Consider the following 15809-nt stretch of genomic DNA (forward strand, 5'->3'; position numbering starts at 1 on the left):
ATTCCCGATTCCCGATTCCCGATTCCCGATTCCCGATTCCCGATTCCCTATTCCCTATTCCCGATTCCCTATTCCCTATTCCCTATTCCCTATTCCCGATTCCCTGTTCCCTATTCCCTGTTCCCTGTTCCCTAAAAAAAATAACTTAGTTTAAGCTTTAAGGATGTTCAATTGTGTTAGCTAATCAGCCATTAATCTCATTGATTGATATTCCATTCTTGGTAATAGCATTTGCCCTGATCGTTCCAATTACAGTTCTTTTGATTCAATGTAGTGCAGCAATTTTGCCTAAGGCATCTGAGCCATGGTGGGATGCTAGCAAACCCCGACCAACGGTGGCTGTTTTAGTTCCAGCTCACAATGAAGCCTCTGATATCAGTGCCACCCTGGAAACATTACTACCTCAGCTTACAGAGCAAGACCAACTAATAGTCATTGCTGATAATTGCACTGATGACACGGCAGCAGTGGCTCGGAAATCTGGCGCTATTGTAATTGAACGACAGGATCATGAGCGTAGAGGTAAGGGATATGCCTTAGACTTCGGTATGGGCTTTATTGAGCCTAATCCACCGGATGTCGTGGTGGTGGTTGATGCAGACTGTATGGTTGCTGAAGGAACAATTTCACGGATTTCCCGCCTTGCGATCGCTACACAACGACCGGTTCAGTCAACTTACTTAATGACACAACCAGACAAACCGGTAGTAAAGGATTTGATCTCTACCCTGGCGGTGAAATTCAAAAATACAGTCCGTCCGAGTGGGTTACATCGACTGGGCTTACCTTGTTTGTTAACAGGTTCAGGAATGGCGTTCCCCTGGTCAGTGATTAGCAAAATCTGTTTGGCTGGCAGTAAAACAGTTGATGATATGCAGTTGGCTTTGGATTTAGCGATCACTGGACATTCCCCAATATATTGCCAACAAGCAGGAGTCACAGGTCGTTTGATGAAAGACGCTTCAGCAAAAAGTCAAAGGTCACGCTGGGAGCATGGTCATATCGAGACTTTGCTCAACCAAGTTCCTAAGTTGCTCAAAGAGTCTGTTCGTCAAAGACGTTTCGACCTATTAGCGATCGCATTAGACTTATGTGTGCCACCATTGTCCCTATTGGTTCTAATTTGGGTGGCTGCTACAGGGGGATCTTTACTCGGGGTAGCCTTAGGAGGATCATGGATAAGTACTATTGTCTTACTCATAGAAGGAGTGCTGCTGTTAATTGCGATTGTTGAAGGTTGGGCTAAATTTTGCCGAGCAGACTTTCCGATCCTGATGCTCTTAGCTGTGCCGATTTACATTCTGTGGAAAATTCCTCTCTATCTGGCTTTTCTGGTGGAACCTCAGACCAAGTGGATTCGCACAGAACGAGATGCAGTCGATACCCCATCATCGTAATCAACTGATTCTACTAGGAGAGATCATTATCTGGTCTCTTCTTTAGCCTAGGTATAGGATTGTTAAGTAATTGTTTGAGAGTCAGGGTTAATTAAATTTTTAATATCATTATTTAGCCCACGGAAGTATCCTTGGGCTTACCTATTTTGGAGATAAATATTTTATATTTTGCCCATAAATACTATAAAATATAGTAGGATCATAAGTGTATAATTAACTAAAAGTAAACTGGTGGATATTACCAAGTATTTACAGTCGGACTACAGATCGATATGAGGAGATGGTAAGATTAAAGTTATCTGTAGCAGTAATTAAAATAATTGGTATCAACTTGATTTACATTTATTAATATTAATCAAGTTTTACATGACAAAAGTATTGTCAAAAAAATACTATAAATAACCGAAACAAAAGGAGTTTACGGCACTCCATAATATTGATAAATTTTGCTTCTACATCGATCAACTATAGCATCGATGTGAAAAGGGTTATAAACCTGGACAATCCGGATTATTGCCCTGAGAGTTGGTAATTATTAGTGTCTCCCTGCAAAAATTAGCATCCTCTTGGATATACAACAGGGGGCTGAAACCTTATCAACTAGTAAAGGGGCAGACAATTGCAACAACTAACATTAAACGAGCAAGATGAGTTAAATACTCCTCAAAAAGGATTAAATCTCGGTCCGCTTTTGAGGATTGCCCGACGCCAAGCCATGGTGGTTTCAGGGATTGCAGGTTTAGTGACTGTTGCTGCTACATTTTTGAGTAGCAAATCTCCCTCTATATATTCAGGTAATTTTCAGCTGTTAGTTGAACCAGTCACATCTGCTGCAGCAATATCCACTGAACCAATGACACTTACTCGGGGTCAGGGAACAATACCTGGTGCGGGAAATTTTGAACTGGACTATGCAACTCAAATTAAAATCCTAACCAGTCCTGAAATCTTATCTAAAATCGTCAACAAAATTAAATTCCAGTATCCAGAGTTTAACCTTGGGCTACTTCAGTATTCTTTAACAGTTGAACGTCTCGAAGAAGAAAGTCAAGGTGAAAATACTAAAATCCTATCAGTTAGTTATAGTGGGACAGATCCCAAACTAGTAGAGTTGGTCTTAGAAACAACAGCTGAAGAATATGAAAAGTATAGTTTAGAAGACCGCACAACCCGCCTTGGTCAAGGGGTTAAATTTATTAATGATCAACTTCCTCAATTACAGAATCGAGTTAGTAGCCTCCAAGGAAATCTGCAAACTTTGCAACAGCAGTATCAGCTAATTAATCCTCAATTTGATGGGGGACAATTGTCAGATAAAGTTCGTCAAATTAGCGACCAAAAAAGAGATACAACCAGGCAGCTACAAGAGCTAATTAATTTAAAAAACAGCTTACAAAGACAATTAAAGCTATCGCCAACTGAAGCTTTAGCTTCTTCTGCCTTAAGTGAAGATCCTAACTATCAGAAGTTACTGGCGGATCTTAAAGAAATAGAAAGTAAAATTGCCATAGAATCCGCCCGCTTTCAGCTAGAGAGCCCTAATATTCAAACCTTACTAGAGCAACGGCAAAACCTAGAAAACCTTCTCAATCGGGAAGTACAACGGATTCTGGGTCAGAACTTAGGAGGTCAACCGATTAACCCCCGAGTGCGAACCCTTCAAAATCCAATTCGTTTACAACTGATTCAACAATTGGTTGATACCACCAACCAAATTGAGGTACTACAGGTTCGTAATCAGGCACTGATACAAACCAAAAACACTGTTGATCGCGAAGTCCAAGAATTCCCGATTTTTGTCCGTAAGTATAATGATCTACAGCGGCAGTTACAAATTGCTACTCAAACTCTCAACCAACTGGAAACTCAGAAAGAGACCTTGCAGGTGGAGAAAGCTCAACGTGAAGTGCCTTGGGAGATAGTTTCTAAACCTCAGCTTTTACGCGATCCGACCGGTCAACCGATCGCAGAATCTAGTCAGAATAAGTTGATATTTCTAGGAGTTATGGGCGGTTTAAGCTTAGGGATGGGTACAGTTATCCTTTATGATAAGTCTCGGAATATATTTTATGAAATAAAGGATATTGAAGAAGGCCATAATTTCCCTGTTTTAGGAGAAATACCATTTAGTAAAAATCCTGAACTATTCAATAATTATAGTGTAGATTTTAACAATGATGATGACAATAAATCTGAGGATCATCGATTTAAAAAAGCATTCGACTCTCTCTACACTAACATGCATTTTCGCTTCTGTAATCCACCCCTGCGCTCCATCGCCATTTGCTCGGCTATGGCTGGGGATGGTAAGTCTAGTGTAGCCTTAAACCTAGCACACATGGCAGCCTCCAAAGGTCAGCGAGTTCTATTAGTAGATGCTAATCTCCATTCACCTCAACTTCACACCAATTTGAATTTACAGAACTTGCCAGGACTGAGGGATTTGCTATCAAACGACCAAGAGGTTGTGATGGAGCGATCGCCTTTCTCAGATAATCTTTTTGTGTTGACTTCTGGGCAATCTTTAGTAGATTCTGCTCAAGATCTGGCGTCTACTCGCATGGAAAAGATTATGGGGCATTTTCAGGAAAAATTTGACCTGGTTATCTATGACACTCCTAATCTACTGAACTATACAGACGCCAATTTCCTGGCTGCCAATACTGATGGAATCTTGATGGTGGTCGGATTAAGAGGAACTAAGAAATCTCAATTCAAGCAAGTCCTCGATCAAATAGACAGGTTTGGCTTAACCTGTCTGGGGGTAGTAGTTAATCGTGTCCAACCATCTTCCCTGACTGTCTCACCCTAGAAAATCGGTTGCTGAAGGGTTGAAAGTTGAAAGTTAAAAGTTGAAGGTTAAAGGTTGAAAATTGAAAGTTGAAGGTTGAAGGTTGAAGGGGTGAAGGGTTGTTCGCGTAGCGTGGCCATTCGCGTAGCGTGGCCAAAGGCCAAGGCCAAGGTTTTAAGGTTTTAAGGTTTTAAGGTTGAATTTGAAGGTTTGTTCGCGTAGCGTGGCCATTCGCGTAGCGTGGCCAAAGGCCAAGGCCAAGGTTAGCTGGTTGTTCGCGTGCGCGTTCAACCAGCCAACCTTCAACCAGCCAACCTTCAACCTTCAACCAAAACTAACCTTCAACCTTCAACCAAAACTAACCTTGGCCTATTGGCCACGCTTCGCGAACAACCAAAACTAACCTTCAACCTGCCAACCTTGGCCAAAAGGCCACGCGTGCGCGAACAACCAAAACTTATTCTGCCGGACAGGATATGACCTATCCCCGATTCGATCGCAATCCGGATTCTGAGTTCACACTTAGTAAGAACAATTAGGAAGATACTGTCACCAAACTTGCTTTAGTCTGAGGAAGCAGCAAAATTGGTACGGACATGGAGTCTAATCAAGTGATGTTAATGAAGGGGTGACATCCCTTGAAACATTTGAAGATTTTTCTCGATCTATTCCATCTCTTAGATAAGGTGTCAATCTACGAAAAATTCCTAGAAACAGACATACCGTTGCCCCGAGTTCACGATGACAATTGCCTATCTAGTTAATCAATATCCTAAGGTAAGTCACAGCTTCATCCGGCGAGAGATTGCAGGTGTTGAGGCTTGCGGTATTCAAGTCAAACGTTTTTCTATCCGTTCCTGCGCCTCTCAACTAGTTGATCCAGCCGATCAACTAGAGCTACAGAAGACTCGATTTGTCTTAGGAGTTGGCATCGTGGGCTTGTGTTTTAGCCTATTACGCACTGCCTTAACCAGACCGATACGTCTTTTGAAGACCTTAGGGCTGACCCTCAAAATCGGCTGGGGTTCAGACCGAGGAGTTTTGAATCATCTAGCCTACTTAGCTGAGGCTTGCGTTCTGCTGGGTTGGTTTTCTGAGTCAGATATTGAAAGGGTTCACGCCCACTTCGGAACAAACTCAACTACAGTAGCGATGTTATGTCATGCTCTCGGTGGACCATCTTACAGCTTCACAGTTCATGGTCCAGAAGAATTTGATAAATCTCAACTTTTAGCTTTAAGAGAAAAAATCAACCGAGCTGCTTTTGTGGTCGCTGTTAGCTCCTTTGGCAAAAGCCAGCTTTACCGATGGTGCAGCCACAATCAGTGGTCAAAAATCCATGTGATCCACTGTGGTGTGGATGAGATGTTTTTGAGTAAACCCCACACCCCCATACCAGACGTGCCACGCTTAGTTTGCGTTGGTCGCCTCAGTGAACAAAAAGGACATCTACTCTTGATTGAAGCGGCGCATCAGTTAGCGGCTCAGGGCTTGCAGTTCAAGTTGGTACTAGTGGGTGATGGACCGTTGCGTACGCAAATTGAAGGGACTATTGCCCAGTTGGGTTTGCAAGACCACATTGAGATTACTGGCTGGGCTAGTAATACTGAGGTTCAGCAACAAATTTTAGCAGCACGAGCCCTGGTACTGCCCAGCTTTGCGGAAGGATTACCAGTCGTGCTCATGGAAGCGTTAGCCCTGGCTCGTCCAGTGATTACTACTTATGTTGCCGGGATACCGGAGTTGGTGGGTGATGGCAGCTGTGGTTGGCTGGTGCCACCCGGTTCTGTTGAAGCCTTAACCGCAGCAATGGCTCAAGCCTTAAACTCCCCGGTGGAAACCCTGGAGGAAATGGGTAAAGCTGGGGCGGAGCGGGTTGCTAAGCGGCATGATGTCGCAACAGAAGCTAAGAAATTGTCAGCCCTATTTCGGTCTAATCCTGAACTACCTCCAAAGCAAGTTCCCATTGAGGCACCACCAAGCAATCCTAAGCTCTCACGCATTTAAATTGTGAATCGGGGCAAGATATAAGCATTTTTAATAATTTCCCTTATTTATAAAAATTAGCTGATGCGTTTTGTATTTTTGCTTTCAGACTTTTCCACAAGCACCACTTGGCAGCTCATATACCGTGTCCTTCGTCGTCCTAAGCTAAAGCCAATTCAGAGTTGGGTCAGGCGTAGGTGGCTTTATAAATCCGAAGTAAACGGCGGAGACCTCAATATCATGCGTCACTGCTTGGCCGCTCGGGAATCTGGGGCTGATGCAGTAATTGCCACCATGACTGGTCGTAACACCTTTGGTAATACTTGGGGGATTCACAATTTACCCTTTATCCGTTGGGCAGATCGTCGTCCGGATGATGTATGCATTATTCCTGATTGGCTCACACTATTGATCAATGATGTCAAAGGACCAGCGATCGCTTATCTGCAGGTTCCAATTTTAGTTAAAGCTGATTTTGACTATCGAGATAGCCGTGTGGCTCTTTGGACAGACTCTCCCTTCATGAAGGAAATATGCGAAGCTACTTATCCTGGCAAGGACATTGAGATCGTTCCCAATGTCGTTGACAACAAGGCATTTCCATTTATTCCTCAAGCAGAAAGAGAAGCAGGTTTGGTCTTCGCCTTTCCCAGAAAAGGTCCTGAGTTCATCACCGAGACTGAGGAATGGTATCAAAAGCTAGGTGGTACCTACTGGAGATTTGAGCGTGTGGATGGACTTCCCTTTCACGAACTAGCAAAGCAGTTTAGACGACCACAAGTCTTCCTGGCATCTGCAGAGGTTGAGGGTTGTGCCCTTCCTCCCCAAGAATCCATGGCAGCAGGAATTGTGGTAGTCGGTAAGACTGCCCGTGGGGCAAATTTCTGCATGGAACACCGTAAGACTGCTATGGCTGCCGAGACTCCTGAGGCTGCAGCACGATGTCTTTTGGAACTAGAGAATGCAGAACTTCGTGACAATATTTCACGCAATGGTCACAACTATATCAGTCGTTATTTCTCATCTCAAGAGCCAGCCCGTTTCTGGCAAAATACCGTTCGGGAGTATTCATCTGGTGCTCAACAAGTAGTATCTACGTCGCTGTAACTTAAAACCTAAAACCTACATTACACAACATGCTCAGATATCAGCTGTAGAGCCAATCTTTAAAACTAACCAAATTATCTGATGCCTTTAAGTCTGCAACCCCACCCATCCCGTCTACCTACTCGGAAATCTAACCATGTCCTCATCACTTAAAAAACAACTCCTCCGTGGGGCTATTTGGACAGTAGCTGGTTATGGAACAAGTCAGTTTCTGAGACTGGCAAGTAATCTTGTTCTGACCCGCCTGCTTGCACCAGAGTTTTTCGGCTTAATGGCTCTAGCCAACGTTTTCATCATTGGCTTACGGTTATTCTCCGATGTCGGGATTGGTGCAAGCATCATCCAGAATAAACGTGGGGATGACCCAGTTTTTCTGAATACTATCTGGACTATTCAGGTTTGTCGGGGGATTTTGCTGTGGGTGGCTTGTCTGATAATTACTTGGCCGATTGCCCACTTCTATGATAACCCGCAGCTGTTAGGGCTGATGCCAGTCATTGGTGTGATCCCACTGATTGAGGGATTCAACTCCACTGCTGTGTGGAGCCTCAACCGCCACATGGCATTTGGCAAGATCATGATGTTTGAGCTGGTGGGGCAAGTGTCCGGCCTGATCTTGATGGTCGCTTGGGCTTTTGTCAATCGGACAATCTGGGCTCTTGCTATTGGAAATGTGCTGACGGCATTGGTCAAAATGGTAATGAGTCATTGGTTAATTCCCGGAATATCAAACCGCTTTACCTGGGAGAAAGAGGCAGCCAACAGCATCTTTTCCTTCGGGAAATGGATATTTATTTCAACGGCGCTTACCTTTCTCGCGACCCAAGCCGACCGACTAATTCTAGGCAAATTGTTTTCATTTGAGTTATTGGGAATTTATGGTGTTGCCTTTAATTTAGCGTACCTACCTTCTCAGGTAATCTCGGCAATTAGTTCCAAGGTGCTTTTGCCAACGTTTTCTCAACTGGCTGACTTGCCTCGGGAAACCTTTCGGATCAAAATTTGGTACAATCGCCAACTTATCCTAGTGGTTGCAGCATTGATGTTGACAGTCAGTACTGCTTTTGGAGATGTTGCGATTTTTGTCTTATATGATGAGAGGTTTTATGAAGCGGCTTGGATGTTACCAATCTTGACCCTAGGCATCTGGCCTGCATTATTGATTGATACCGTTCAGCAAGCTCTGATGGCTCTTGGAAAGCCAAACTATAACGCTTACAGTCAACTGGTCAAGAGTCTTAATGTTTGTATTGGTATACCCCTAGGATTTTATGTGATGCAAAAGTTTGGCAATGGACCACTCGGAGCAGTAGTCGTGATTGCCTTCAATGACATTCTCCCTTATCTAGTAATAACTTATGGTCTTTGTCGTGAAGGGCTTTCCTTTATTAAGCAAGACCTCTGGGCTACTTCACTACTGTTGACATTACTGATGTGGGTGATTTGGGCTCGATATATGTTGGGGTTTGGATATCCCATCAGTGGACTTTTTTAAAACAGGGAACAGCAGAGCAGGGAACAGGGAGCAGGGAGCAGAAAATAAAAATTATCACAATTCCTACAAAAATAACTAGTCTTAATTACTAATCAAAAAAATACCACCCATATAAATTGACTAAGAGACTAAAATTGGAGAATAAAATGGATTCAAAATTAAACTATTGCCTAGATCCAGAAAAGTTAACTAACTTTGCGAAGGATAATTGTGAAGCCTACGCCCAGGCTGAGCCATTTCCACACATTATCATGGATAACTTCTTTCCAGAGGATATCCTAGATAATATTCTGAATGAGTTTCCTAAATCTGATGAAATTGATTGGCAAAAGTTTGAGGCTGCCCCAGAAAAAAAACTGGCATCAAAATCGGAAATTCAAATGGGAGAATACACCCGATTTTTTTTGTATCAGCTCAATTCATCAACTTTCCTTAACTTTTTAGAAACCTTAACTGGCATTGATGGAATCATCCCTGACCCTCATTTTGTTGGTGGTGGCTTGCATCAGATCGAAAAAGGTGGTTACTTAAAAATCCATGCTGATTTCAATCGCCATACAAAATTGCGCCTTGACCGCCGCTTAAATCTTCTGATATATCTCAACAAAGATTGGGAAGAAGACTATGGTGGTTATTTTGAAATGTGGGATAAAGAGATGACAAAGTCTCAGAAAAAAATTCTCCCCATCTTCAACCGATGTGTCATATTCAGTACTACAGATTTTTCCTATCACGGACATCCTGATCCATTAACTTGTCCAGAAGGAAGGACTCGGAAATCTTTGGCACTTTACTACTACAGCAATGGCAGACCAGCTGAAGAGCTTTCCAAGGGTGGCGATCATTCCACATTATTTAAGGCTCGACCAGGAGAAAAATTACAACTTAAAAAATCTCCAGTAACCAAAGTCAAAAAATTTCTGAATAACTTAATTAGTTAGTAAGCGGTCAGTGGTCAGCGGTCAGTGGTTAGCCGTCAGCCGTCAGCCGTCAGCCGTCAGCCGTCAGCCGTCAGCCGTTGGCCTTTGGCACCTCAAGTAGCGTGGGCGTAGCCCATAAGCTGATAGCTGATAGCTGATAGCTGATAGCTGATAGCTGATAGCTGATAGCTGATAGCTGATAACTGATAGCTGATAATTACTCAAGCAACTCTGTTCACGTTCATGCCCAAAAAAGCCAATGAGTTTTTTAGTCCCCATCGTCATGTTCGGCTGGATTCCAGTTGTGCTTTATCTCTTCATGAGAATTCCAGCTCAGCGGGCAGTCATTGTGAGTTTTATCGTAGCATGGCTATTCCTACCCGTGGCAGAATATGCTTTGCCTGGTCTACCTGACTATACTAAGATGTCGGCAACTTGCTACGGTATTTTGTTGGCTACGTTTATATACGATGTTGGGCGTTTTAGCTCCTTTAAATTCAGCTGGATTGACTTGCCCATGCTGATTTGGTGCCTATGTCCATTGGCTTCATCTATTACGAATGGCTTGGGGGCTTACGATGGGTTCTCTACTGTTTTGACGCAAACCTTGACCTGGGGAGTACCCTATTTTCTCGGTCGGATATATCTCAATAACTTGAGTGGATTGCGTGACTTGGCAATTGGCATTTTCATGGGGGGGTTGGTATATGTTCCCCTATGTTTGTACGAAATTCGCTTTAGTCCGCAGCTCCATAGGATATTGTACGGCTTCCATGCTCATCCTGACTTTGGCCAAACAATGCGTTACGGGGGATGGAGACCGACAGTATTTATGATCCACGGTTTGCCAGTGGGTCTGTGGATGATGGCAGCTAGTTTAGTGGGAATTTGGCTATGGCACACTGGGGTGATCAAACAACTGTGGAATATTCCGATGAAGTGGCTGGTAGCTGCCGTGTTGATCACATTTATATTGTGCAAATCCACTGGTGCCTATTTCTTACTACTCTTAGGAGTTGGGATCTTGTTTGTGGGCAAGCATTTTCGCACTGCTTTGCCAGTCTTTATCCTAATTGGGCTTATTTGTTCTTACTTATACATTAACTCACAGACTGAAACCTACGTTAGTGATCAGATTATCTCAAATGTATCGAGTGTGGTTCCTGCAGACCGTATCCAATCCTTACAGTTTAGATTTGATAATGAAGAGCTACTTGTAGATAAAGCACGGGAACGGATCGTGTTTGGCTGGGGAGGATGGGGAAGAAGTCTGATCTTTAATGACAAGGGTGAGCAAGTTACGGTTCCAGATAGTTTGTGGATTCTTGCGTTTGGTGAAACTGGTACCGTTGGACTAGCCAGCCTGACCACATCCTTACTAATGCCGGTGTTGACTATGTTTTGGTTCCGTTGTCCAGCGGAGTTGTGGCCAAAGCGGCAAGCGTCACCAGTGGCGGTGCTGACCGTGGCTGTAGCGTTGTACATGGTGGAATTTCTGCTCAATGCCCATGGTAATCCTGTCTTTGTATTGGCTTGTGGAGGACTATCAGGATTGGTGGTCAAACGGAAACAGTTAGCCTTCCAGATGGTTCTAAAGTGCATATGCATGCGGGTTCCACTCTAAGTTTTTCAGACGATTGGGATGGAAATAGAACCGTTAATCTTGCCGGTGAGGCATTTTTTGAAGTAAAGAAAGGAGAGAAATTCACTGTAATTACTCCCCGAGGCAATGTTGAAGTTTTAGGAACCAGCTTTAATGTAAAAGCAAGAAGCAAAATTTTCAAAACTACTTGCTATACAGGAAAAGTTAAGGTAAGCAGTCTAAGCAGTGCCTCAGAGCAGATTCTGACGCCCGGATTGGTTGCCGCACTTGATGAAGACGGGAGCCTGAATAAGATCGAACTGGAGCTGGATGGCACTTCTCCTGAGTGGATGAAGGGCAAGTATAGGTTCCGAAATGATCCGCTATCTGACATTACGACAGAATTTGAAAGAATTTTTGATGTAAACATAGATCTCGAAATCGATAATGACCGTATAAACAGAAAGTACAATTACACTGTACTCAGTAACGACCTGAAAACCGAATTGAAAAATTTATCTACGGTCATTGGAGGTGCGGAAATAGTATATGAAGCTGACAAGCAAATTCGTATATTGCCCGTGTCTCAATAAAAATCGATTTCTCAGGGCATGAAGAAACTGGCCCGTTGTTACGTATTGACCCTTGTACTTCTATGGACTGGTCCTTTCATTTGGGCACAGTCCAATAGTCGTATTAGTCTGGACGTAATTGACGCTCCCCTTTCTGAAGTACTGGAAAGCCTGGAATCGAATCATGGGATTATCTGTTCCTTTGATAACAGCCTCATATATCCTCACCGGGTAACGGCAAAACTTAGAGAAGTAAGCCTGGACAAGTGTATGAAAACCCTCCTGAAGGGTAAAAACCTTGATTATCAAGCGGTAGGAAGAAACCACATCATCATTGTCAGTACCACTCCCATAGAGGACCAACTCATTCCTAAATCCGTCTCTACCAGGGCCAATAAAAGACCTAATCTGAGAAGTATTTATGGCCAGGTCAAAGCCAAGGATATAAATGAAGTCCTCGAACTGGCAACCGTGAGAATCAAAAATAAAAGCCAGGGAGTAAATACTGATGCAAAAGGCAATTTCAGATTCAATTTTACTGCGAGCCTCAACGATAGTGTTGAGTTCTCCTATGTGGGCTATGAGTCTTATGTAATCGCTGTAAAAGATTTGCCATATAATTTGGCATTGAAAATAGAACTGCTTCCCTCCAGCCACTCGCTAGAGGGAATTACTATTGAAAGAGGAAGCAATCAAAGTGTCTCTGTTTCAAATACAGATGGTTCTATCACCATTAATCCATCAAAGACTGGTTTATTGGGCGGATTGGGAGAATCAGATGTATTTAGAGTAGTACAATTGATGCCTGGAGTGAGCAGTGTAGGAGAATCTTCAAGTGGTTTGAATGTCAGAGGAGGTACTCCAGACCAAAACCTGATACTTTTTGATGGAATGCCTGTTTATCAGGCAGGACATTTCTTTGGTCTCCTGAGTATTTTTAATTCTGATGCTGTTCAGGAAGTGGTCCTCCACAGGAGTGCAATGGATGCCAAATATGGTGGTCGGGCTTCTGGTGTAATTGAAGTTACCGGAAAGCCTCTCAAATCCAATGAACTCAAAATAGGCGCAGGGCTGAATTTACTCAATGCAAGCGCCTTCGCTGAAATTCCTTTATTAAAAGGAAAAGGAGCCTTGCTGATCGCAGGGAGGAGGTCATACTCCGAACTGGGAGAATCCGCTTTATCCAAGAGTCTCTTTAACAATGTCAACCAACAAGGACTGATCAATTTCGCCCAGAATCTGAGCAGAGGAAATAATCAATTTGAATCCAATCCTCTGTTCTCTTACTCTGACCTCAACTTGAAATTCACCTATAGGCCCAGCGATAGAGATTATCTGACAGTAAGCCATTACAGAGCAGATGACCAGCTGGTTTATAATTTTCGTCAATTTGCGGTAAACGAAATACCCGTTGATTATAATACTACCGATTTTCTTGACCTCAGAAATTCCGGAACAGCCATAGGTTGGAGAAGACAGTGGAATGGGAACTATTACAGTCGCTTGAATATATCCTATTCGACTTATACAAATGATTATACCTTCCAGGATCAGGCCATTGATACGCTGGACAATGAAAGCAATTTCAATGAACAGATCAGCAATGACCTTTATGACATCAGCCTGAGGTTTGACAATACCTGGGAGATAGATGATAAACAAACATTGGAATTTGGGGTACAGAGTAATTACGTTTCCGTACAAAATACCCAAGAGATAAATAGCAGTCTTCAGGGAGAAACGGATAAAGAACTTGACCTGGAAAGAGGCATTAGCAGATCAGCCAATATTCTTTCCTTCTACGCCCAATACAGACTTCAGTTTAATAAGAAACTTAGCATTCAACATGGATTGCGGCATTCTTTCTCCGACAAATTGACTAAGTCCTTTGTTGAACCAAGGGCTTCTATCATTTTCAAGCCCAATAAGAATTGGAAACTGAAAGTTGCGGCGGGACGCCACCATCAATTTGTCAACCGAATCGAAGCCAGCAATCCCTTTAGGACTGGTCAGGAATTTTGGACCCTTTCGGATGGAAACGTTCTGCCTGTCTTGCGTTCGGACGAAATCTTGGTGGGAGCCGCTTACGAAACTCCAAACTTCCTGCTGGATGTGGAAGTCTATCGAAAGAATCAGCGAGGTCTCAGCATGTATGATGTCAGTTTTGATCCCATTTTCAATGAGCAGTTCAACGATACCCTTCATACACATGGAAATGGCAAAATCAGAGGGCTGGATGTACTCGTTCAAAAGAAAGTAGGAAAATATACCGGCTGGATCAGTTATACCCTCTCAAATGTGAGCTATCAATTTGATGGTCTCAATGAAGGAAAAGTATTTTCCGCCAATCATGATATTCGCCATCAGGTCAAATTTGTCAATATGCTGAATGTAGGTAAATGGGATTTCTCCGCTACTTTACAATACGCAAGTGGAAGACCTTATACAGATGTAATTGGCTATCAATACAAGCCTCTGCCTTCCGGTCCAACCCTGATTGACATAGATTACTCAGAACTCAATGCTGGCAGACTCCCGAGCTTTCAGCGTGTGGATGTATCAGGAAGCTATAAATGGGAAGTTGGAAGGTTCAAAGCAAAAACAGGTCTTTCTGTGCTCAACCTCCTCAATCACTATAATGTCCTGGACAGAAGATACTCTATAGTTCGTGCCAGATATGGACATAATGCTCCAAGATTGATCAGTGTAGATAAAACCATGCTGGGGATTAGTCCCAATGTATTCCTGCAATTATTATTCTAATACACCATACCCTTTCCTACATATGAAAACTACTACCTATCTAATGAGCCTTGTGCTCCTGTTGCTCTTTTCCTGCAAGAGCAGTCCGGAAACAGCAAAAGAAGAAACTCCCAGTGGACCTCCTCAATGGCTTTCGATCAGTGCAAATGAAGAGATGGCCAAAAATAAGCACATCGTGCTTATTACCGGAGATGAAGAATACCGCTCAGAGGAAGCTTTGCCTATGCTGGCCAATATCCTCGCGAAACAACATGGATTTAATTGTACCGTTCTCTTCGCGCAGGATCCTGAACATCCTGGTATCGTTGATCCCAATTATCTCCATAATATACCAGGCCTTGAGTCCCTTGAAAGTGCAGACCTGGCCTTCATTTTCACTCGTTTTCGCGAACTGCCAGATGAGCAAATGAACCACATCCAATCATACCTCATGCAAGGGAAACCAGTCATAGGCATCAGAACGGCTACCCATGCATTTCATGTAAAAGATACGACCAGTAAATGGCTACATTACGGAAATTTCTATGAAGGAGAAATAGAGGAATGGACGGGCGGTTTCGGACGACTGGTACTGGGTGAAAAATGGATTTCTCATCATGGTCATCATAAACATCAAAGTACGAGGGGAGTGCTCACAGAAGCTTCTCATCCTATTCTGAGTGGCATTGCTGAGGGAGAAATCTGGGGTTCAACGGATGTATACGGAATCCGTTTACCCATGCCCGGAGATTCCAAGCCTTTAGTATTGGGGCAAGTCGTAAACCGAGCGGGAGAATATGACGAAAGCGATATTTTCTTTGGGATGAAAGACAGCGATACCGAAGCTGCTACAGAGAAGAAAATGCGAGATGAATCTGTCATCAATCCGAATGATCCCATGATGCCTATCGCATGGACCAAGAGCTATACACTCCCCGGAGGAAGTACTGGTCAGTCTTTTGCCTCAACCATTGGCTCTTCTTCAGATATGCTCAATGAAGCCGTTAGAAGAATGTATATTAATGCGGCCTATCACCTCATGGGACTTGAGGTTCCGGGAAAAGCAAATGTAGAGATTGTCGGAGAATACAAGCCAACTCAGTACAGCTTTCAAACCGATGAGTACTGGGATGAAAGAAATATTCAGATCGCTGATTATCAGTAATCCTTGATCTCATAAAAAAAGGCCCCCGAAGATTTCGCGGGCCTTTTTTTAT

At 43.3% G+C, this 15809-nt stretch carries 11 protein-coding genes; all 11 read left to right on the forward strand.

Going from position 1 to position 15809, the window contains the following annotated elements:
- Positions 1–173: 173 nt before the first annotated feature.
- The 11 genes from BJP37_RS20555 to BJP37_RS20610 all read left to right on the forward strand — a co-directional run bounded on the left by BJP37_RS20555 (position 174) and on the right by BJP37_RS20610 (position 15757).
- Positions 174–1397, forward strand: a complete 1224-nt coding sequence (locus tag BJP37_RS20555; protein WP_075901544.1) for a glycosyltransferase family 2 protein — start codon at positions 174–176, stop codon at positions 1395–1397.
- 619 nt (positions 1398–2016) lie between these two features.
- The gene (locus BJP37_RS20560) at positions 2017–4209 is read left to right on the forward strand and encodes a GumC family protein (protein WP_075901546.1); all 2193 of its coding nucleotides are present in this window, start codon (positions 2017–2019) and stop codon (positions 4207–4209) included.
- 258 nt (positions 4210–4467) lie between these two features.
- Positions 4468–4668, forward strand: a complete 201-nt coding sequence (locus BJP37_RS20565) for a hypothetical protein (protein WP_075901548.1) — start codon at positions 4468–4470, stop codon at positions 4666–4668.
- Positions 4669–4929: 261 nt separating this feature from the next.
- A complete protein-coding gene (locus BJP37_RS20570) occupies positions 4930–6195 on the forward strand; it encodes a glycosyltransferase family 4 protein (protein ID WP_075901550.1) in 1266 nt (421 codons plus the stop codon).
- A 63-nt stretch (positions 6196–6258) separates the two neighbouring features.
- Positions 6259–7281, forward strand: coding sequence for a glycosyltransferase family protein (locus BJP37_RS20575; RefSeq protein ID WP_075901552.1), 1023 nt, complete (start codon positions 6259–6261; stop codon positions 7279–7281).
- Between the two features lie 136 nt (positions 7282–7417).
- Positions 7418–8776 carry an oligosaccharide flippase family protein gene (locus BJP37_RS20580; protein WP_075901554.1) on the forward strand — a complete coding sequence of 453 codons (1359 nt, stop codon included), beginning with the start codon at positions 7418–7420 and terminating at the stop codon, positions 8774–8776.
- A 146-nt stretch (positions 8777–8922) separates the two neighbouring features.
- A complete protein-coding gene (locus BJP37_RS20585; protein WP_075901556.1) occupies positions 8923–9717 on the forward strand; it encodes a 2OG-Fe(II) oxygenase in 795 nt (264 codons plus the stop codon).
- A gap of 238 nt (positions 9718–9955) precedes the next feature.
- Positions 9956–11320 (forward strand): hypothetical protein, encoded by a 1365-nt coding sequence (locus BJP37_RS20595; RefSeq protein ID WP_075901560.1) that lies wholly within the window; start codon positions 9956–9958, stop codon positions 11318–11320.
- Positions 11299–11871: a FecR family protein gene (locus tag BJP37_RS20600; RefSeq protein ID WP_143727711.1), complete on the forward strand. Its 573-nt coding sequence runs from the start codon at positions 11299–11301 to the stop codon at positions 11869–11871. Before BJP37_RS20595 ends, BJP37_RS20600 begins: the two co-directional genes overlap by 22 nt.
- Before the next feature lie 18 nt (positions 11872–11889).
- Positions 11890–14613 (forward strand): TonB-dependent receptor, encoded by a 2724-nt coding sequence (locus BJP37_RS20605; RefSeq protein ID WP_081431269.1) that lies wholly within the window; start codon positions 11890–11892, stop codon positions 14611–14613.
- A gap of 22 nt (positions 14614–14635) precedes the next feature.
- A complete protein-coding gene (locus BJP37_RS20610; protein WP_075901566.1) occupies positions 14636–15757 on the forward strand; it encodes a type 1 glutamine amidotransferase family protein in 1122 nt (373 codons plus the stop codon).
- Positions 15758–15809: the final 52 nt, after the last annotated feature.

Origin of the sequence: Moorena bouillonii PNG (assembly GCF_001942495.1) — a bacterium.
GTDB classification, from domain to species: domain Bacteria; phylum Cyanobacteriota; class Cyanobacteriia; order Cyanobacteriales; family Coleofasciculaceae; genus Moorena; species Moorena bouillonii.